At 57.8% G+C, this 19,954-nt stretch carries 9 protein-coding genes and 9 pseudogenes; 13 read left to right on the top strand and 5 right to left on the bottom strand.

Annotated features, from left to right (window positions below; genetic code table 11):
- Positions 1-85: 85 nt before the first annotated feature.
- Positions 86-241, top strand: a pseudogene (locus tag MF410_RS32250) (DUF6429 family protein); the annotation flags it as partial.
- Positions 242-299: 58 nt separating this feature from the next.
- Here the strand turns inward: MF410_RS32250 and MF410_RS32245 are convergent.
- A pseudogene (locus MF410_RS32245) lies at positions 300-1,012 on the bottom strand (IS6 family transposase).
- 89 nt (positions 1,013-1,101) lie between these two features.
- Here MF410_RS32245 and MF410_RS32240 point away from each other — a divergent pair.
- The 4 genes and pseudogenes from MF410_RS32240 to MF410_RS32225 all read left to right on the top strand — a co-directional run.
- The gene (locus MF410_RS32240; protein WP_239621115.1) at positions 1,102-1,383 is read left to right on the top strand and encodes a hypothetical protein; all 282 of its coding nucleotides are present in this window, start codon (positions 1,102-1,104) and stop codon (positions 1,381-1,383) included.
- Positions 1,380-1,859 (top strand): (2Fe-2S)-binding protein, encoded by a 480-nt coding sequence (locus tag MF410_RS32235; RefSeq protein WP_096771481.1) that lies wholly within the window; start codon positions 1,380-1,382, stop codon positions 1,857-1,859. The genes MF410_RS32240 and MF410_RS32235 overlap by 4 nt, the downstream gene beginning before the upstream one ends.
- On the top strand, positions 1,856-2,617 hold the full coding sequence (locus tag MF410_RS32230; RefSeq protein WP_096771482.1) for an N-acyl homoserine lactonase family protein: 762 nt from the start codon (positions 1,856-1,858) through the stop codon (positions 2,615-2,617). Before MF410_RS32235 ends, MF410_RS32230 begins: the two co-directional genes overlap by 4 nt.
- Positions 2,614-3,530: pseudogene (locus MF410_RS32225) on the top strand (molybdopterin cofactor-binding domain-containing protein); the annotation flags it as partial. The gene MF410_RS32230 and the pseudogene MF410_RS32225, both read left to right, overlap by 4 nt.
- A 254-nt stretch (positions 3,531-3,784) precedes the next feature.
- Here MF410_RS32225 and MF410_RS32215 read toward each other — a convergent pair.
- Positions 3,785-4,437: pseudogene (locus tag MF410_RS32215) on the bottom strand (helix-turn-helix domain-containing protein).
- Between the two features lie 671 nt (positions 4,438-5,108).
- Between MF410_RS32215 and MF410_RS32210 the strand changes: the two are divergent.
- The 8 genes and pseudogenes from MF410_RS32210 to istB all read left to right on the top strand — a co-directional run bounded on the left by MF410_RS32210 (position 5,109) and on the right by istB (position 12,502).
- Positions 5,109-5,444: an NTP transferase domain-containing protein gene (locus MF410_RS32210; RefSeq protein WP_345774744.1), complete on the top strand. Its 336-nt coding sequence runs from the start codon at positions 5,109-5,111 to the stop codon at positions 5,442-5,444.
- Between the two features lie 449 nt (positions 5,445-5,893).
- A pseudogene (gene serA / locus MF410_RS32205) lies at positions 5,894-7,130 on the top strand (phosphoglycerate dehydrogenase).
- Positions 7,131-7,262: 132 nt separating this feature from the next.
- A pseudogene (locus MF410_RS32200) lies at positions 7,263-8,018 on the top strand (IS5 family transposase); the annotation flags it as partial.
- Positions 8,015-8,679, top strand: a pseudogene (locus tag MF410_RS32195) (SOS response-associated peptidase); the annotation flags it as partial. The pseudogenes MF410_RS32200 and MF410_RS32195, both read left to right, overlap by 4 nt.
- A gap of 659 nt (positions 8,680-9,338) precedes the next feature.
- Complete coding sequence (locus tag MF410_RS32190) at positions 9,339-9,593, top strand: type II toxin-antitoxin system HicA family toxin (protein ID WP_096771483.1); 255 nt, start codon at positions 9,339-9,341, stop codon at positions 9,591-9,593.
- The gene (locus MF410_RS32185; RefSeq protein WP_096771484.1) at positions 9,590-9,946 is read left to right on the top strand and encodes a type II toxin-antitoxin system HicB family antitoxin; all 357 of its coding nucleotides are present in this window, start codon (positions 9,590-9,592) and stop codon (positions 9,944-9,946) included. Before MF410_RS32190 ends, MF410_RS32185 begins: the two co-directional genes overlap by 4 nt.
- Positions 9,947-10,200: 254 nt before the next feature.
- Positions 10,201-11,718: an IS21 family transposase gene (gene istA / locus MF410_RS32180; protein WP_128715576.1), complete on the top strand. Its 1,518-nt coding sequence runs from the start codon at positions 10,201-10,203 to the stop codon at positions 11,716-11,718.
- Complete coding sequence (gene istB / locus MF410_RS32175; RefSeq protein WP_054186382.1) at positions 11,708-12,502, top strand: IS21-like element helper ATPase IstB; 795 nt, start codon at positions 11,708-11,710, stop codon at positions 12,500-12,502. The genes istA and istB overlap by 11 nt, the downstream gene beginning before the upstream one ends.
- A gap of 72 nt (positions 12,503-12,574) precedes the next feature.
- Here istB and MF410_RS32170 read toward each other — a convergent pair.
- From MF410_RS32170 to MF410_RS32160, 3 genes and pseudogenes are all read right to left on the bottom strand, one after another.
- A pseudogene (locus MF410_RS32170) lies at positions 12,575-12,805 on the bottom strand (AAA family ATPase); the annotation flags it as partial.
- Positions 12,802-13,927, bottom strand: a pseudogene (locus MF410_RS32165) (DNA repair exonuclease). The pseudogenes MF410_RS32170 and MF410_RS32165, both read right to left, overlap by 4 nt.
- 2 nt (positions 13,928-13,929) lie before the next feature.
- Positions 13,930-19,914 (bottom strand): DUF3320 domain-containing protein, encoded by a 5,985-nt coding sequence (locus MF410_RS32160; protein ID WP_239621113.1) that lies wholly within the window; start codon positions 19,912-19,914, stop codon positions 13,930-13,932.
- Positions 19,915-19,954 lie beyond the last annotated feature (40 nt).

Genomic DNA, 19,954 nt, shown 5'->3' with positions numbered 1-19,954 from the left:
CGAGAACCTCCAACTGCTCAGAGAGATCGTATCCATCCGAGCAGGGCCGCGGGATTTTGGGCGCCGCGCGTGGTAACGTCGGTTCATGGAGATCGATGAGGACAAGATCGACGATGCCGTTCTGGCGCTGTTATGGCTGACGCTGCATAACGAGCGTTGTGCCTGGAAGGGCTTCGACTGGGCAACGACGGATCGGCTTCACAGGAAGAGCTTGATCGGCGACCCGGTCAACAAGTCGAAGGGCATTGTAAACTTAATCGCGATTGGCGACGGATTATCACGATGGCCTGGGTTTTCACTCAGACGCGAGCCATTTCCGACCATAAGTTCATCGCTGCATCTCGCAGTTCGCGATGATGGCTGGAGGGAATGTCGTGGCGAGGGATATGAAAGAGGTTGGCAACCGGGTCATGGATGGAGACGAAACGCTGTAATTGTCGCTGCGACTTGAAGCGTTTCATGGTCCGCTCCCGTCGCCGGGTTGGCTGGTGAGAATTCTCCGCCCGATTGTTGAGGCCCTTATGCGAGCGGTGCTCGATGCCAGGCATGACATCTCGCTTCGCGGCGGCGTAGGATCGAAGCTTGTCGGTAATCATCACCCGTGGCGGCTGTCCCTGGTCTTTCAAAAGCTTGCGCATCAGGCGCTTTGCCGCCTTTGCATTTCGGCGGCTTTGCACGAGAACGTCCAGAACGAAGCCGTCTTGGTCAACGGCACGCCAGAGCCAGTACCTTCTGCCGCGAATGGTGACGACCACCTCGTCCAGGTGCTATTTGTCACCAAGCGCTCCGACCGAACGACGGCGTATGTCGTTGGCGAAGGCTCGGCCGAACTTCTCCGCCCACGGTCGGATCGTTTGATGCGAGACAATGATCCCGCGGGCTGCCAGCATGTCCTCGACCATCCGTAGGCTGAGAGGAAAGCGGAAATACAGCCAAACGGCATGAGCGATCACCTCGGCGGGAAAGCGATGCGACGGTAAAGCGGATCACGGTGTGTGTCATAGCCCGTGATCGGACATCGAAATCCAATTTCCGTTAGTTTACGATGCCATCTCCTCACCTGACGGTTGGGTGTTGCCGCCCTCGAGTGGCGAAATCGCATTGCTTGACATTCCTATCAGGGCGTCTGACGTTCGCGTTGGCATGATGGGCGTTGGTGAAACCCCGCTGCGGCTCGAAGAGATCGAGGACATCATCGAGGGGACGGATGTGTCCGAGCCGGTTCTCGATATGGTGGCGGTTCGCCTAGCGCGAATTCTCACCCCCAACACCGATATCCATGCCTCTGCAGATTATCGTAGACATCTCTCCGGCGTCCTCGCCAAACGAGCCCTTCGCGCCGCCTGGAGCCGTGCGAACCACGAAAGGCTTCAAGCAAGATGAGTGATAAGACGATCACCGTCAGCGTCAACGGAGTGTGTACGACGCGCACGATTGAAGCACGAATGCTGCTGAGCGACTTCCTGCGCCAGGACCTTTGCCTGACCGGAACCCACGTCGGGTGCGAACATGGCGTTTGTGGTGCCTGCACGGTCATTCTCGATGGAAGGAGCGCACGCTCCTGTCTGACGCTTGCAGTGCAGGCGGACGGGAGCGAAATCGAAACCATCGAGGGCCAGGGAAGCGTCGATAAACTCGGGCGAATCCAAGAAGCGTTCCGCCAGCATCATGGCCTGCAATGCGGATTCTGTACGCCCGGTTTCATCATGGCGATCACCGACCTTCTTCGCCACCACCCGCTGGAAACCGATGAGGAGATCAGGGAAGCGCTGTCGGGGAACATCTGTCGCTGTACGGGATATGAAAACATCGTCAATGCCGTCCGCGAACTGGCTAGGGAGAGAGGACCTCTGAGATGAAGATGCATTTTCTTGAAGGCGGCCGGCTCCGTATGCGCCGGTCCATCTACGTCCCCGGGGCACCGAAGGAAGAAGCGATCGAGTTGCCGGTTCACGCCACCCTGGTGCGCCATCCCCAAGGCAACGCGCTGTTCGACAGCGGATGCAGTCCGGAGGCCGCCATCGATCCAGGCGCGCGATGGGGCGGGTTAAGCAAGGTTATGACCCCGATCTTTTCACCTGAGCAGACGGTCGTTCATCAGTTGAAGACTCTTGCTCTCGATCCGGAGGACATAGATGTGGTGATCTGTTCACATCTGCATCCCGATCATTGCGGCTGCAACTCGTACTTTCGGCGCGCGACGATCTTCTGCCACGAAGCGGAGGCGAAGGCAGCAACGGCAAACGGTGCAGAAAATCTAGGCTATCTTCGAGGAGAATGGGACCAGCCCCAGGGTTTCCAGACCTTCAACGCGGAGCATGACGTCTTTGGCGACGGGCGCATCGTCTTACTGCCCATGCCGGGTCATACCCCCGGGATGACCGTCGCCCGTGTCGAGCTGGAAAAGGATGGTTCTTTCATCCTCGCTTCAGATGCTGCGCCGCTCCAGGCGAACGTCGACACCGGTATCGCTCCAAGAAATACTTGGAACATCGAGCTGGCCGCAGAGGCACTCGCTCGCCTGAAAGCTCTTCGGGAGCGGGGAGCTACCATCATTTCCGGCCACGACGACGCGCAGTGGCAAGGGTTGCGAAAGGGTACGGAGTTCTACGAATGAGCCATCAGGACCACTCCGTCGAGCTGCGGCCCAAACTTGTCGGCAAGCGGGTCAAGCGCACCGAAGATCCACGTCTGCTGACGGGTGTTGGTCAGTATGTCGATGACATGGCGCCGGCCGGTATGTTGCATATCGCATTGCGGCGCTCCGACCAGCCACATGCCCGAATCCTGAACATCGATGTCGGCGATGCGTTCTCGATGCCCGGCGTCGTCGCGATCTATGACGCGAGCGACCTGGAAGGAGAGATCAAACCTGCCATACCGACCTCGCGTATGCCTGGTTATTACGCCACCCCCATATGGCCACTTGCACGCGGGAAGGTTCGATATGTAGGCGAGCCGGTCGTCGCCATTGTGGCGGAAAGCCGGTACGCGGCGGAAGGCGCGCTTGAACATATCAGTATCAAGTACGAGCCACTGCCCTTCGCTATCAATGCGGTCAAGGACGATGCACCCCTCCTGCATGAGGAGGCAGGCACCAACACGATCATCCGCCGCGAGTTCAAGCGTGGCGACGTCGACGCGGCGTTCCAAGGATGCAGCGGTCACCGTGAAAGGCAAGTTCCGGATGACGCGGAAGACCGCGGCTGCCATGGAGAACCGGTCCTATCTCGCCGAATGGGAGAGCCGGAAACAATCGCTCACGCTACACGTCCTCCAATATTCCGGGCGTGATCCGCGATGTGCTTTCGGCCTGCCTCGACCTCCCAGGAACACGCATGCGCGTCGTGGCCCCCGATGTGGGAGGCAGCTTCGGCGGCAAGGGGTCGCTCTACGGCGAAGAAATTCTTGTCTGCGCGCTGGCTCGAAAGCTGAAGCGGCCAATCAAGTACATCAGCGATCGGCTGGAAGATCTTTCCGCGACCAGTCAGGCCTTCGACGAACTGATCGAGGCTGAGCTGGCGGTATCGTCCATACCGAAGCAAATCTGCCGAATAATATCGGCGGCTTTCGCGGCATGGGCGAAGGCGGCACGATCGGCGCGCCGGCGGCGATCGCAAACGCCGTCTCGGACGCGCTTTCTCACCTCGGCGTGTCGGTAGAACGCTGCCAGTTACTCCAGAGCGCATTTTCCAGATGCTTCGCCATAAGAGACTGTTCCCCGATGCGCCGGATTGACCCCGAACATCGCGTTTTTGGAAATCCCTATGGGACAAGAGACCCTTCAAAGGTCAAATGGGTACCTCAGGATATAGTCGGTGTCCTTGGAGGAGATGGGCTTCTTGCACTCGGAGCAGACCAAAATGGCGGAAAAATCCTGCCCGCAGCCCTTATGCCGAAGCCGCATCGGTGGCTTGCCATCTGAGAGCCACCTGTCTCCCCAAGCCATCATGACGAGCATGGGCTTGTACAGATCGAGGCCGATTTCCGTAAAGCGATACTCGAAGCGTACGCCCGCATTATAGGGAACTTTGCGCAATACCCTGCCTGTACGAGCCGGGAGAGACGGTCCGCGAGAATGTTGGTCGCAATGCCGAGATTCTCCCGCATTTCCTCGAAGCGGCGAACACCGAACCAGCCTTCTCTCAGAATGAGGAAGCTCCAACGATCGCCAATGATCGCGAGCGTCCGCGCGACGGAGCACGGCCGCACTCTTTCCAAAAGTGTCGAATCTGAGCTTCTGCGAGATGTCGGGCGCGTCTCGACCGGAGCATACCCCGCGCCCGGTCCGTCGCGAGGCGCAACTTCTTTAGCCGTGAAAGGTTCGAGACACTCGCAGCAGACAGTGATGGGATGGCATTCACACCCACAACTTTTATGAATCAACTGTAGCGGGGCTTCGTTGCCCCCTGTCAACCACTTGTCGCCGAACTCCATGAGCGAAAGCATCGTCGGAAAAAGATCTTTACCTCGGAGGGTTAGAAAATACTGTTGCCCCGGCTCGTTGGGCCGCTTGCCGGTGCTGAGGATCTCATTTGCCACAGAGTCGGGACGAAAGCGTTTGCCGTGGAAATCCCAAACGCTCTTGAAATTTGTCGAACCGACGCACACCGAAATAGGCTTCTCGAAGAATCAAGAAGTTCCAGGTCTCGAAAACAATTTCCATGGTTCGACGAACCGATGATTGCCGCTGCATTAACAAGGGTTTTTCAACATCGGGTGAGGACGCAATGTTCATGGGCAGCTTTATAAAATTGTTCATCGGACGAGGCCGAATTGATGATGGTTCACACTATAGATAAGGCATCAGGTCTAATATTGAAAGCTTCGGACCCATAAGAAACGGCGATCCGATCGCAGGCGATAAGCCAGAAAGAAGGTCTGCAGGTACTCACACAATAATCTTGTCATCAGGTGCGGCGTGACCGCATAAACACCCCACGGCAACTGGCACTGACGCTCACGCCTTAGCCTCAAGGCGCCGGTGGGGCTCCGTCTGGGAAGACCTGCAGCACCGCTGGCGCTCGCGCTCTTGGGGAGGAAGGTCAACCAACCTAGACGTTGCATTAATCAGAGCGACGAACTCGCCGGTGACACCAAGTCCGTAGGTGGCGACATACGTGCGATCGGCGCAAGGAACGCTGGTCATGCTGGCCGACATGCCGTGGGTTTCAACAGCTGACATAAACTCGCTTATTGAGGCTTTCTTTGCTCATCGTTGTCGACCGATTATTGTCGCGACCTGCGGGAGCGTTCGCGGGAATCCAGTGATCCTTCCCAGGTCTCTCCTGGGCGAGGTCGCCAATCTTAAGGGCGACCTTGGAGCACGAAATATTATCCGAGGCTCCAATCTGCCGGTCGTAGAAGTCGATATCGGTCCCTCAGCATTGCACGATGTCGACACAATGGAAGCATTGGTCGCAGCTGGCGGTATCGTATCCTGATCCTCAGCAACAGCGAAAGTTGTTTGTCGCCACCCCTTCAGTTGCTTGTGCCGGAACTCACGTATTGAGAACGAGGAGCCGAGGGACATCACAATAGCGGCGACGGCCAGATCTACGGCGCTTTGTCTATGTCAGATCCACGGACAATTGCACATCATAACCGACTTCGGGGGTTGAACATATGGCTCGCCAGCGGACAGTTCCGCATTGCCCAAAGATCTACATCATTTGCTAGAGCATGTCCTGCGATTGATGAATCGATTGTGAGGTGACGGGGCCGGTCGAAGCTGATTCAACATCCACAGCGGAGAGGTGGATGATGGGACAGGCCCTGAGCGATGATCTCCGAATACGGGTTTTTTAGATGAGGCCACAAAAGCTCACAGACAGGGCAACAGGATTCAGTCACATTGTCGGTATATTAATGATTCAAAATCGAGAGCAATCCAATGTCCCGACCTCTTTCGCTTCCGCGCGACCGGATTTCCGTACTTCTGCTTGAAGGCATCAGTCAGAGCGCGGTGGACTATTTTTCGTCATCCGGCTACGTCAATCTCACGCATCTGCCGAAGGCTCTGGATGACAAGGATCTCAAAAGTCATATAGCCGAAGCACATTGTGGGAATTCGCTCACGCACACATCTGACAGAGGAAGTTTTCAGATCGGCTAAGAAGCTCATGGCCGTCGGCTGTTTTTCTGTGGGGACAAATCAGGTCGATCTGGATGCGGCCCGCCGACGTGGGATACCCGTGTTCAACGCACCCTATTCAAATACGCGCTCGGTGGCCGAGCTTGTGATCGGTGAGATCATCATGCTGACCAGGCGGATCTTCCCGCGTTCGGCCTCGGCTCATGAACGCGGATGGGAAAAATCTGCCGTCGGCAGTCGTGAGGTGCGCGGTAAAACGCTGGGAATCGTTGGCTATGGCAATATCGGCTCGCAGCTTGGCGTTCTTGCGGAAAGTATGGGCATGAACGTGCGCTATTTCGATCCCTCGGACAAGCTTCGGCACGGCAATACAGAATCGATGGAAACGCTCGGGGCACTGCTCGAAATCTCAGATTATGTGACGATGCACGTTCCAGAGACCGGTTCAACGCGAAACATGATCACTGAAGCGGAACTGCGCCGAATGAAGAAGGGAGCCGTTTTTATCAACAATTCCCGCGGGACCGTGGTCGATCTTGAGGCGCTTGCGACGGTTTTGAAAGAAGGGCATCTCGCAGGCGCCGCTGTGGACGTGTTCCCGAAAGAGCCGGCATCCAATGAAGAACTTTTCGAGACGCCGCTACAGGGTTTGGACAATGTAATTCTGACGCCACTTATTGGCGGCTCAACCGAAGAAGCCCAGGAGCGCATCGGAGGGGAAGTCTCAAGGAAGCTCGTCGAATATTCGGACGTCGGTTCGACGCTGGGCGCGGTCAATTTTCCCCAGGTTCAACTGCCTCCGCGACCGAACGGCACACGTTTCATCCATGTTCATGAAAATCGCCCTGGGATCTTGAACAGTTTGAATATGATTTTTTCGTCCCGCGGACTGAATATCGTCGGCGAATTCCTGCAGACCTTCGGCGAGATGGGTTATGTGGTGATTGAGGCCGAGAGCATTGGCCAGAGAGCGGATGACATCCTTGATGAAGTTCGCCAGATTCCGGGAACGATACGCGCTCGATTGCTTTACTGACCCGATGCATTGTGCGTCATTTCACTTTGGCCTGAACGTTTGTGAATTCACGCCTTAGAGCCCGATTTAAAAGAAGTTGAGCGAAACAGGCAGTTGTGATTCCCTATTGGTGCTAAATCAAATGGGGTTTCGATGAGCTGGACTGCTATCGCTCGCCGTGGGCATAACCGAGACGTGCTTCGTTTTCCAAGTGATTTGGAGGACCGGGGATGGGCGTTGATCAAACCGCTGATCCCGCCAGCGCGTCGTGGCGGGCGGCGTCGGACGACGAATATGCGCCCGGTCGTGGAGGCGATCCTCTATATCGCCTCGAGCGGCTGCCAATGGCGCATGCTGCCGGGCGATTTTCCGCCGGTTTCGACAGTGCGCGGTTATTTTTATGCTTGGCGCGCGATCGGACTGTGGCAGAGCATCAACCAGCTTCTGGTGATGGCGGCGCGGGAAATCGAGGGACGGGAGGCGCAACCGACGGCAGGGATTATCGACAGCCAAAGCGTCAAGACCACGGAAAGCGGCGGAATATCCGGCTATGATGCAGGCAAGAAGATTAAGGGCCGCAAGCGTCAGATTGTCACCTATACGCTTGGATTTCTGATCTTCGTGTTCATCCATGCTGCCGACATACAGGATCGCGACGGCGCACCCCATGTCCTCAAGGCGATCCGCCGCCGTTTTCCGTGGCTGCGCCACATCTTCGCCGATGGTGGCTACGCCGGAGCCAAGTTGAGGCGAGCAATGTGCGGCCATGGTGACTGGACGATCGAAATCGTCAAGCGTTCGGATCACGCCAAGGGCTTCGTCGTCCTGCCCAAGAGATGGGTGGTGGAAAGGACTTTCGCCTGGCTTGGACGCTGCCGCCGTCTCGCCAAGGATTGGGAGAAATCGATCAGATGGGGCCGATCGTCCGCAATACCGCGGACGGGAAGAAACAACTGGTCCATGCGCGCTGGGGACTGCCCTCCCCGCGCTTCGCGCTCGAGAAGACGGCCAAAGCCACGGACTTGCGGCCAAGGGCAAGCCATTCGATTTCGAAGAGCTGATCCGCATAGAGGCCGACCGCGGCACGACCAATGTGCGCAAGCTCAATTTTCCGCATAGGAAGCGATGGTTCGGCGTCGAAAATAGATGTCTCGTCCCGGTCACCAGTTTCGCGGAACCGGATCCGGCCAGCCAAGCGGAAGGTGGTAAGGTGCCAAATGCCTGGTTCGCCCGCGATGAGCAAAAGTCGCTGATGTTTTTCGCTGGCATCCATGTGCCGCAATGGCAGAGTGTCCGAAAAGTCAGGGATGGCCTGACAACCGACGACCTTTATGGGTTTTTGACCACGGATCCCAACAGACTGGTGGAGCCGATCCATGAGAAGGCCATGCCGGTCCTGCTGCTGACGAAGGAAGAGACCGACACCTGGATGCGGGCGCCTTGGGATGAGGCCAAGAATCTCGCACGGCCTCTACCGGACGACGCGCTAATTATTTCCTCACGCGAGCCGTATGGATCCACGATCGTCTCGACATCCGGAGAGCCGGTGGAACAGGGCGGTTTGCTTTAACGCCGGAACTCAGAGCTTGATTGTATCGGAAAACGAAAAAAGCCTGCCGCGGGAGGAGGTGCGGCAGGCTTTTCGAAAGAATTGAACAACGGCTGGGAGGAGGAGTGCCGCTATTCCGTCAGGCGCCCCTTGGGAGGAGGAATGGGTCGCCTGAAACACGAAGCTTTGCGGGAGGAGGTGCATCGCTTCGATGATCTGAAAATACCAGAGGCTGCCCCGACCGCCAGCGCTCAGATCGCAGTGCAGCCATGCGCATGTTGCAATGCAATATGAAATTCTGTGCGTTTTTCGGCATTGTGGTCGAGACGCAGTGTTCCCGTGCCGGGGTTGAAGCTGACGATATCGGTTCCGCTAAGCTCCTCGCATAGAGCCAGGTCCGTTTCCCCTCCTCCGAGCTTTTCGCAAGCGCGTCTTCGAACGTCGCCAGAATCGGTGGAGGTGTTTTGCCGCCGGCAGTCATGGTGCCAGACATTCGTCGCAGATCCCGCAGCCATAGAAATGAGTTGGGCGAGGGTGCCCAATGGACGCCTTGAAGGGATACGAACTGCCGACCCGCGATTATTGCCCCACCACGCCCCCCGGTACGACCTTTGGGATGAATTCAAGAGGCTGTTGAGTTTGTGCTTGCATAATCAGCAAGCGTCTCTATATTTGCTAGCATGAACAGCAAGCAGAGAAAGACTCTCGCGGCGGTCTTCACGGACCCGGTCTCGGGAACCATTGAATGGGCCGCTATAGAGAATCTGCTTGTGGCTGCCGGAGCCGACGTCATTGAGGGGAACGGTTCCCGCGTTAAGTTTGAAAAAGACGAGATCATTGCGAGCTTCCATCGACCTCATCCGGACAAGGAAGCAAAGCGTTATCAGGTGCGCGATGCTCGCGAGTTCCTGATGCAGATTGGAGTAACGCCATGAACATCATGACCTATAACGGATATCACGCTCGCATCGAATTCGACGCTGAGGACGATGTGTTTTTCGGCAGGATTGCAGGTATCTCCGATGTAATCGGCTTTCACGGTGACAGTGTCACTGAACTCAAGAAAGCCTTCCATGAGGCAGTCGATGACTACCTCGAGACCTGCAGGAAAATCGGCAAAGAGCCTCAGCGACCCTATTCTGGGAAGATGATGTTTCGTGTCGCTCCCGAAGTCCATCGCCGAGCAGCTCTTGCTGCTGAGCTTTCGGGAAAGAGTCTGAACCAGTGGGCAGAAGAGGTGCTGGAAGAGGCCGCCGACCATTATGCCGAGGCGCGCTTGCCGGCGTAGTTCCCTTCACAGTACCGCCCATCGGCGTGTCCGGTGAATTGGTGTTCCCGACGATCCATTATGCGATCCTCTTGGCCCAGACCGTGAACAGCATGGCAACAAGCTCTAGTCTCGAAAGCTCTGGCGGTGCCGGCGATGTGGGTGTTGGTTTCCACGCAGAACTGAGCCGGTTAGGCGCATAATTTCCATTGAGAATTGAGCCATGTGAACCTTCCCCCAACGCGGTGAGCGACGGGGGCAACGGAGTGATCCACATGGGACTTTTAAATATCATCCGTCGGATGGCGCTTCGGGAGAAGCAGTCGATCCGCGAGATCAGCCGACGAACCGGATTGTCGCGCAATACGATCGCGAAGTATTTGAGCGCCGGCACGATCGAGCCGAAGTTCACGGTACCGGAACGACCAAGCAAGCTTGATCCGTTCGCCGACAAACTCGCTGGCTGGCTGAAGACCGAGGCCGGGAGGTCACGCAAGCAGCGCCGAACGCTGAAGCAACTTCATGCCGATCTGATGGCTCTGGGCTTTACCGGGTCCTACGGCCGGGTCGCCGCCTTCGCCCGTGAGTGGCGGATTGAGCAGCAGATATCGGGCCGCGGCATATTCGTTCCGCTGTCTTTCCGCGCTGGCGAGGCATTCCAATTTGATTGGAGTGAGGACTATGCCGTGATCGGCGGCGAACGCACGAAGCTTCAGGTCGCCCACATCAAGCTATCGCACAGCCGAGCTTTTCTGATCAGGGCCTACCTGCTGCAAACCCACGAGATGCTCTTTGACGCTCATTGGCACGGCTTCCGCGTGTTCGGCGGTGTGCCTAGTCGCGGCATCTACGATAACATGAAGACTGCAGTCGACCGTGTTGGCCGCGGCAAGGAGCGACAGGTCAATATCCGTTTCCTGGCAATGACGAACCACTACGTCTTTGCGCCTGAGTTCTGCAATCCCGCCGCGGGTTGGGAGAAGGGTCAGGTCGAGAAAAACGTCCAGGATGCCCGACCGCGGCTGTGGCAACAGATGCCGGACTTCCCGGATTTATTGGCGTTGAACGCATGGCTGGAACAGCATTGCCAAGACCTGTGGCGCGAGACCCAGCACGGCACTTTGCCCGGCACGATTGCGGACATCTGGGTCGCCGAGCAGGCTGCTCTGATGGCATTACCTGCCGCTTTCGATGGCTTTGTCGAACAGAGCAAGCGCGTCTCGCCGACTTGCCTGATTACCTTCGAGCGGAACCGCTACAGCGTGCCCGCGTCGTTTGCTAACCGGCCCGTCAGCCTGCGGATTTATCCGGAGCGGCTGGTCGTTGCGGCCGAGGGCAATATCCTATGCGAGCATGCGCGGGTTATTGAGAGGAGTCACGACAAACCGCCGCGAACGATTTACGACTGGCGGCATTACCTTGCGGTCATCCAACGCAAACCTGGTGCCCTGCGCAATGGTGCGCCCTTCCTGGAATTGCCGTTGGCCTTTCGACGGCTGCAGGACCAGATGCTTCGCCGCCCTGGCGGTGATCGTGAGATGGTCGATATCCTTGCTCTCGTTCTTCATCACGACGAACAGGTCGTCGTCAGGGCTGTGGAACTGGCTCTGGATGCGGGCGTAGCGACGAAGACGCATGTGCTGAACCTGCTGCATCGGCTGATCGACGGCAAGACGACCGATGGCCCCGATATCGATACGCCACACGCGTTGACCTTGCTTCACGAACCCAAGGCCAATGTCGAGCGCTACGATGGTCTGCGCGTCCGGATCGGAGGTCGCCATGCGTCATGATCCTGCCAGCGCCGCAGTCGTCATCATGCTGCGTAGCCTGAAGATGTATGGCATGGCCCAGGCTGTCACTGACCTGATCGAGCAAGGAGCCCCGGCTTTCGATGCGGCCGTGCCGATCCTGTCCCAGTTGCTGAAGGCCGAGATGGCCGAGCGCGAGGTCCGTTCCATCGCCTATCACATGAAGGCTGCTCGCTTCCCAGCCTACAAGGACATCTCCGGGTTCGACTTCGCCGCCAGCGAGATCAACGAAGCGACGGTGCGCCAGTTGCACCGATGCGAGTTCATGGACGGAGCGCATAATATTGTGCTTGTCGGCGGACCGGGCACAGGAAAAACACATGTCGCGACCGCCCTCGCAGTCCAGGCGATTGAGCATCATCGCCGAAAAGTTCGCTTCTTCTCGACCATAGAATTGGTCAATGCGCTCGAGCAGGAGAAGGCCAAAGGCAAGGCGGGCCAGATCGCTGAGACGCTGGTTCGCCTCGATCTGCTGATCCTCGATGAACTCGGATACCTTCCGTTCAGTGCCTCAGGCGGAGCGCTGCTCTTCCATCTGCTGAGCAAGCTTTATGAACGCACCAGCGTCATCATTACCACCAACCTCAGCTTCAGCGAGTGGGCCACCGTCTTTGGGGACGCCAAGATGACGACCGCTCTGCTCGACCGCCTGACCCATCGTTGTCATATCCTGGAAACCGGCAACGACAGCTTCCGATTCAAAGCCAGCTCGGCTGCCGCAGCACAGAGGAAAGGAGAAAAAACCAATCCCTTGACCAAACCCTGATCAGAAAACCATACTCAGAGGTGGCTCACTTCTCGGTGGAAAAACCGGCTCAGTTCCGCGTGGAAACCAACAGTCGGCTTCGAGCAGTGGATTGCCACCACTGTAGGGCCGCAATCTCTGAACATCGGCGGGAGTACCAGAATGTGGTTGGAAAAAGAGTGCGTGCAGCGCTTCAAAGCTGGTCGACTTGCCAAACTCGTTGGCAGCGCAAAGGACGTTCACGCCATCGCCAATACCGTCAATGGCAACACCACGACCGGCAAACCGCTTCACATTGAACAAGCGTAGTGCCGAGATCTTCATGGTGTGATCGCCTGTGCGTAAGAATAAAGGCGCACCAGCGCCGCCCGTGCGATCTCACGTTCAGACGATGCGCGAACTCTCGTCGTCCCCCTCGGCACGCAACGCATTCGCGGCCTCGCGAAGTGCGCCTCCGCGATCTATGTGGTCAAGGTCTTCGACCTCGTACTCCGTGACAATACCCATGTCATCCAACTCGAGGAATGCGAAATCCGGCAAAAGTCTCTCGGCCGCACCCGCCAACGCTGCTCGTGCCGCCAGACGACTGCGACCTGTCGCCGCCACGCGGGCGAGGGTCATCCTTCGATGCCTGGAATCCGGCAGGAGCGCTTCTAAGGCCGAGACGGGTTCGTCGCCTTCGAGAAGGTGAAGATCCAGCCTGCGCCATGTAAAGCTCTCCATCGGTAGCGGCGTTACCTCGGGCTGGGCGGAGGGGCCGGCAATGCTAACAAGCAACGCGGTGCCTGGACGTTGGTGTTTGAAACGGTCGGGTTCAGGGGTACCGCTGTAATGGGTTCGCTGATCGATCTCGACCGCGCCGTGCCAATCGCCAAGCGCAAGATAGTCAAGTCCGGCTCGCCGTGCCCGGTCCACCGCAATAACATCCGAGGCGATTGCCTCCTCGGAGAAACTCTGAATTGCGCCATGGGCAAGCCCGACGCGAAGCGTCCCCTCTGGCGTTGCTTCGCCATCCATCCATTCAGTCAAATCCCGGCCAGGACGGCGTGTGGTGCAAGGGGCAGGCAATAGAAAAACGTCCCTCGCCAATTCGACCGGCCGAGGCTCGACCGCGAGCACGACATTTTCCGGCACTTCTGCAATCAGCGTCGTCCAAAGCTGCGTTGCCTGTAGCGAATCGTGGTTGCCGGGCAGAATTACCCATCGGATCGGGGCGTGGTTCTGCATCTCCGTGAGAGCCTGTCTTCGCACATCCGGCGCAGGCGTTTCGGTGTCGAATGTGTCGCCCGCGAGCAGGATAGTGGTGGCGCCTTGTTCGCGGGCGTGCTGAGCGAGCCGCGCGATGACTGCGTGTCTTGCCTCGCGCAATCGACTGGGCAAGTCGCCCGAGAAATTGCCGAAGCGCTTGCCAAGATGGAGGTCGCTTGAATGGATAAATCGGAACATGGCTACTCGAATGAATGGGTGGTTGAAATATGCTGCTGCGCTCTCGCAATCGCTTCGTCAAGCCGTGAGCGGGAAACAGCGGCAAGGCGCTCGACACCAAGCAGCCGAGCCAGATCTCGGGCCGGATCTAATTGGTCTAGTAAGTCGGGATTATCGAGTACTACAAAAGCAAGTTCCGCAAGCGGGATATCGGCAATCGATCTGCGCGCATCCTCGCTGGCTGGCTTCCGGTATGCAACAATTTCGGAAACGGTTCCCACCTTCCAGACGAACTCGCCGCTCGATTCCTTGGTCGTTTGGAGACCGCGAAGATGAAGGTCGATCCTCTCTCGGATTCGTCCACCGGTACGCAACCAGCCGTGCGCCCGCGAAATGCGCTGGGCTAGTATGTCTGTGCGTACCGGGCTTTCGGTTTCGATGACCGCTTCGATCATACCTCGCAGGGTATCTCTATAGCCGAATTCGAAGAACTGATCGGGATCAGCTCGGAAGCTGGACAGATCGGTGACACGATATCGCTGTCCATCCGATGCTTCGTCGCCGACCGAAGCGGCAGGTGGTTGTGTTCCCACCGATCCCAACATGCTTGAAGAGGGCGGCGTCTCCGCAGAGACGAGTTCGGTCTCGACGATCGCTGGAGGCAAAATAGCCTGCTCGACAGGAGGGGCAGCTTCGTCGTCATGAATTTCGTCAATCCCCTCCACCTCGTGCCCCATGTTCCAACGGGTCGCGGTGTCCTCCGTTTCCGTAGCACGGCGCGCCCTGCTCTCCTCCAGGAGGGCTTCGAGGCTGGCATGGAGTCGCTCGGCGCAGCCTGCCGCATCGAACCACCAATCGGTCGACCAGACTCGCAATATGTTCCAGCCAAGACCTCTCAACACCTGTTCACGGACCTTGTCGCGGTCTCTGGCGGTGGCCGATCCGTGGTAGGTGGCGCCATCGCACTCCACGCCCGCCAGATAGCTACCAGCCAAATCGGGATGGCGGATACCGAAATCGATCCGAAATCCGGAAATCCCAACCTGCGGCACGACCCGCCAGCCGTGGCGCTCCAATTGCGCAGCGACGGCCTCCTCGAAGGGGGAGTCGAAACCGCCGACAGAACCGATATCCTGGGCCGGCAGGGCGATCGCGCCACGGTCGGCATAGTCGAGGAATGTCTTCAGATGTTGTACGGCGAGTGCCTTTGTGCGGGTCGGGTCGATCTGGTCAGCCGTGAAACCGGAGAAGACGATGAGTTCCTGCCGCGCACGTGTGACAGCAACATTGAGGCGGCGCTCGCCACCGTCCCGGTTGAGCGCGCCGAAATCCATCGTGAGCTTGCCAGCGGCGTCCTTCCAGAACGTGATCGAAAACAGGATGACGTCTCGCTCGTCGCCCTGCACGTTCTCCAGGTTCTTGACGATCGTGGGCTCGACCCGTTCCTCGACAAAGAACCACTCGAGCTCCGGATCGGCTCGGCGCGCGGAATCGAGGAGATCGAGGATCAGCGACTGCTGCTGCGCGTTGAAGGTGATTATCCCAAGCGTCGGGCGATCTTTTTCAGACAATTTCAGCCACGCCTTCATTCGGGAAACGGCTTCTTTTGCGACTGCCTCTGCTTCGATCCGGTTGGTTCTGCTCTTCCCACGGTCGTAAATGCCGTTAGGTACCTTGCGCAGATGTACCGCGCGGTCTTCAACGGCAGGCGACGGAAACGTTACCAGACGGTTCTGGTAGTAGTGATGGTTTGAGAAAGCGATCAGAGACTCGCTTCGACTGCGGTAGTGCCATCGTAAATCGCGGACCGGAATACCAGCGGCCTTCGCCTCGTCAAGAATGCTCTCCAGATCCTTCTCATGATCGGCGACTTCCTCCTCTTCCTCGTTGCGCCCGAAGAAGTTCGTCGGCGGCAACTGCTTCGGATCCCCGACAATAATAGTCTGGCGAGCCCGCGCGATGGCGCCAACAGCGTCCCAGGTTGTTATCTGCGACGCCTCATCGAAGATCACAACGTCAAACAACGCCTGGTTTGGCGGGAGATACTGAGCAATGGAGAGCGGCGACATGAGCATGCAGGGCGCAAGCTTTGAAAAGTTCTGCGGCATCTTGCCGATCATGTCTCGTATCGACTGGCTCGGCCGTTGCAACTCCATCTGGTAGCGCAAGAGGCCGAGTTCCGAATTCCGTGGAACGCTCTGAACGGGCGGCAATCCGTGGGCAATCACACTGACGACACGTGAGGTAGCGTGTGATCGAACGAGATCATCGATTTCACGAAATTCACGGATTGCGTTTTCGTGCTGGAAACGGCGGAAACTTCGCAGAACATGGTCTGCGTCCAGAACCTTCGGAAGCCACCACCTCGCGTAACCGAGGCGAAACGCAGCTCGCGCTTCATCGAGCCGGATCACCCCATTCTCAATCTGTTCGACCAGAGAGGACAGGTTCGCGTGCATTGCGCGGCTTCTGATCCGGCACCAGGCGGACCAATCGCGAAGCAGATGTCGTGCACCGATGAGAGCATCAAGCTTCTCCCTAAGCGTCGCAAGGTCGACCACGTCTTTCTCAACAGAGCGATCCCACCCCGCAATCGTGCTGAAGCGCTGTCGCGCTTCCTTAAAGCCTTCGACTGCGGCAAGAAGCCTGTCTCCCGCTTGCCGGACGCCATCGTTTTCAACCACTGCGTGGAGACATGGCGCGATGATGCGGACCGCCGACCGTATCTCCTCCTGATCACGTCCCGGAAGCGGCATGGTGGCACGAAACTCTCGCGCCAGTTCCAGAGTTTGGGCAACCACTCCGACATCTGTACCCAGGCCGTGTACCGGCAAGGGTTTTCCGTTCAACAGATTCTGGTCGATCGCCGCCAGGCAATCCTTCATGCGGCGCATTAGTGGGAGGTCCCGCTCCGGTTCCGCGGTACCTTTATCGGCATAGCTTTGCAGCAGCTTTTGAATCTTGCGCTTGGCAAGCATCGCGTTTGGCCAAAACGAAGCGTTCGCCTCTCGCCATTGGCGATCCAGCACGTCCGGATCAAGGTCTCGAATGGCGGAGGCTCCATAAGATGCTGCGAGTCCGCGCTCTGCTTCGCGATAGGCCTCGATAGAATTTCGAAGACTTTCCAGCGCCTCGGCACATCGCGCGAAGTCCCGATCGAATACGATCGTGATGTCGCGACCTCGGCATTTCTGCAGTGCTCGCGCTAGACTTTCCAATGCTTGGAGTTCGGCTTGTGACGACCGTTCCCGCGGCTTCAGGCCCATGCTCGCGAGATAGCCGTCGATTGAGCTGGCCAACAGATCGATCGCATTCTGCAGCGATTGTGCGGACGCTAACAACCCATCCTGCCAGGCGGAAGTCCATTCGCCAACCTTAACAAGGTCCAGTGCTGGCTGCCGCTCGACCGATGCGAAGACCAGACCGAGTTCGCCCGCAAGGTCTTCAAGCTCGCGTAACGTCTGCGCATCATGAGCGTCTCGTTCCAACCATGACAAGCCTGGTGCCGGAGCGTCCACAGCCTTGAGAGCGACGCCCAATGCCAGATAAGGCGTCCATCCGTTTGGATAACGATTGTGCAAAGCCTCGACGTAGGCATTGAGCTCGTCGCGGCGCAATCGAAGTCGCTCGTTGATCGCGACCCACTCCGACGCATCTGTCCGACCGCCATGCTCCCAGGCTGCCTTGAGCTGTCCAAGGAAATGTCGGCGATCAGCTTTGTGCGAGTGCAATTCGATGCAGTGGTCTCCGAGGCCGTGCGCGCGTAACCGACGGTAGACAACGTCCAGCGCAGCCGTTTTTTCAGCGACGAACAGGACCGTTTTTCCCACCGCGAGGCAGTTCGCGATCATGTTTGCGATAGTCTGGCTCTTGCCCGTACCGGGAGGACCGACAATGACGAAATCTCGGCCCTCAGCGGCCGCCAGGCTTGCCGCTGTCTGGGATGAATCTGACGGAAGAAGGCAAATGATGTCCGCTGGCGCGTAAGCAAGATCGAGCTCACGCTCGTCCCGGAACGCCGATTGCCCGCCGCCTTCTTGGAAGGCGTCCTCCGGCGTATCGATCAGATGGCGGACCACTCTGTTCTCGCGAAGCGCCTCGGTACGTTCCACGAGATCCTTCCACATGAGGAATTTCGCGAAGGAGAAGGTCGACAATGCTGTCTCGTCCACAACCTCCATACCAGGCACGTCACGGACCGCCTGCCGCATCATCGCCAGAAGACGTGGTACATCCACCCCATTGTCATCGAGCGGCAGATCGCCGCCGAACTGGGGAAGCGTCAGGTCGAAATCCCGCTCCAGGAATTGCAAGAGAGTAGCATTGAAGCGCGGCTCATCCTCATGAAAGCGGATCGTAAAGCGCGAACTGGCACTGCGGCGCTCAAGCTTTACCGGAACCAACAAAAGCGGCGCTCGATAGCTGCGCTCATCCTCCGGTTTCTTCTTCCACCGCAGGAAGCCGACGGCAAGAAAGAGGGTGTTTGCTCCGCCCTCGGCAAAATCATTACGGACCTGCCTGTACAGGTCGATCAACCGAGCATCGAGCTGTTGAGTATCCAGTGGCGACGGAAGTTCGTCTCTCAGCAGAGCTTCGGCAGCAAAATTGCGCTGAAGATCGCGGCCGTGCACGTCACGATAGAGCGCCGCGTCCCGTTCGCCGAGTGGGTTCTGTTCGGGCAATGAAATGATCCGTACTGCAGCGCCATTCGCGAGTCGGTCTTCGAGATAGGCAACGTCAGTACAAAGAAACGGAATCGTCTTCTTCGATTCGGGAAAGTTGAGGAGCCGGTTGCGAAGGGTGAGATCGAGCAGCTTCTTCTGCCATCGGTCGATACGGCCGGCGGCGGTGGGCGGTTTTATCTCAATGATATCAGCCGGTAACTCGCCAAAACTGAGGGCTGAGGGAAGGCGCAGATCCGCGACGGGTGACATTTCGTCATCGAGGACATTGCGCCGGATCGGCTCATGTGAGGCGAGTGGCATGACCCCGCCGCTTCTCGATCGCCTGACATCGATCGCCGCGACGAATGCGTGAGCTTCGCCTTCTCCGAGACGGCTGTCCAGGGCCCGCTGTGCACTTTCCAAGGTCATGGCGGGACGATGCGTCACGCCAGTCGTTTCAAACACTATCAACTCGCGCGATGCAAGGGCCTTTCGGACCTCCATATGATCTGTCTCGATCGCATGGGCGAAGGTTCTCTTAGACAGCCATACACCAACTGCCGCATGCCCATCGAACATCAAGACGACCGGATGCAATCCGGCGGCTTCCAGTCCAGCGGCAAAAAGAAGGGTAGTATCAAGGCAGGTCGCCAGCCGCTCCTCGGCAATTGTGCTGGGACGCCGAATCTTCTGGCCGCGACTTTCAAAACTTGCCGGCGGCTCTGCGTAGTGCAGCCCCATCCCGGCAACGGCTGAATAGATAGCTGCGGCGAGCATGTAGGCTCGCTGGGGATTCTGTGACTGGTAACCGTCCAATCCTCCCGGCTGACCGTGTGCAGCAAGCCTTTCTGCTGCCGTTCGCAGGATTTGGGCAACTCCCGGATCGTTCGGCATGACGAAGGCTGGCAGCAGTTGCACCATATCGGCAACGCCTCCCCATTCGTCTCGCGCAAGCAGTCTGACGGGAAGGCGCCGTTCGTCCAGAATCTCTCCACCCCTGGATAGACGTAGCGTGATCTCACCGCGCTCTGCCTCATTTAGGCCGGAGAGATAGGCGGCGTCGAATTCGACTTTTCGATCGACCAGCGGAAGCCGATCGCCCGGCATCAGGCGATCAACTATCCATGATTTCGGCCTTAGAAACGAAGGCGAAGACGTCAGATCGAGGCGGCAGTTTTCAATGTGCCTATCAGTATTATTCTCAATCAGGATCGAGCGGATGACCGGAATCGCATTTTGGTAAGATGCGTAGGTGAAGCTGGCCGCAACGTCGACAACAACGGCAGGATTGTTGGATCTATCGGCTTCTTTGCTTTCACTACCATAATTCTCAAAATCCTGCATTGCTGTCTCCCCCTTGGCGGAAAAGACTAGCCGTGTTTTT

This window comes from Rhizobium sp. C104 (genome assembly GCF_022354505.1).
In the GTDB taxonomy this organism is placed as follows: Bacteria; Pseudomonadota; Alphaproteobacteria; order Rhizobiales; family Rhizobiaceae; genus Rhizobium; species Rhizobium redzepovicii.
The sequence above is the reverse complement of the archived record's forward strand: the minus strand, read 5'-3'. Positions and strand labels throughout refer to the sequence as shown.

Bases quoted from the DNA above. Each gene is read 5' to 3' on its own strand.
- MF410_RS32235 (WP_096771481.1), top strand. From the start codon at position 1,380: ATGAGTGATAAGACGATCACCGTCAGCGTCAACGGAGTGTGTACGACG.
- MF410_RS32230 (WP_096771482.1), top strand. From the start codon at position 1,856: ATGAAGATGCATTTTCTTGAAGGCGGCCGGCTCCGTATGCGCCGGTCC.
- MF410_RS32190 (WP_096771483.1), top strand. From the start codon at position 9,339: ATGAACAGCAAGCAGAGAAAGACTCTCGCGGCGGTCTTCACGGACCCG.
- MF410_RS32185 (WP_096771484.1), top strand. From the start codon at position 9,590: ATGAACATCATGACCTATAACGGATATCACGCTCGCATCGAATTCGAC.
- istA (WP_128715576.1), top strand. From the start codon at position 10,201: ATGGGACTTTTAAATATCATCCGTCGGATGGCGCTTCGGGAGAAGCAG.
- istB (WP_054186382.1), top strand. From the start codon at position 11,708: ATGCGTCATGATCCTGCCAGCGCCGCAGTCGTCATCATGCTGCGTAGC.
- MF410_RS32160 (WP_239621113.1), bottom strand. From the start codon at position 19,914: ATGCAGGATTTTGAGAATTATGGTAGTGAAAGCAAAGAAGCCGATAGA.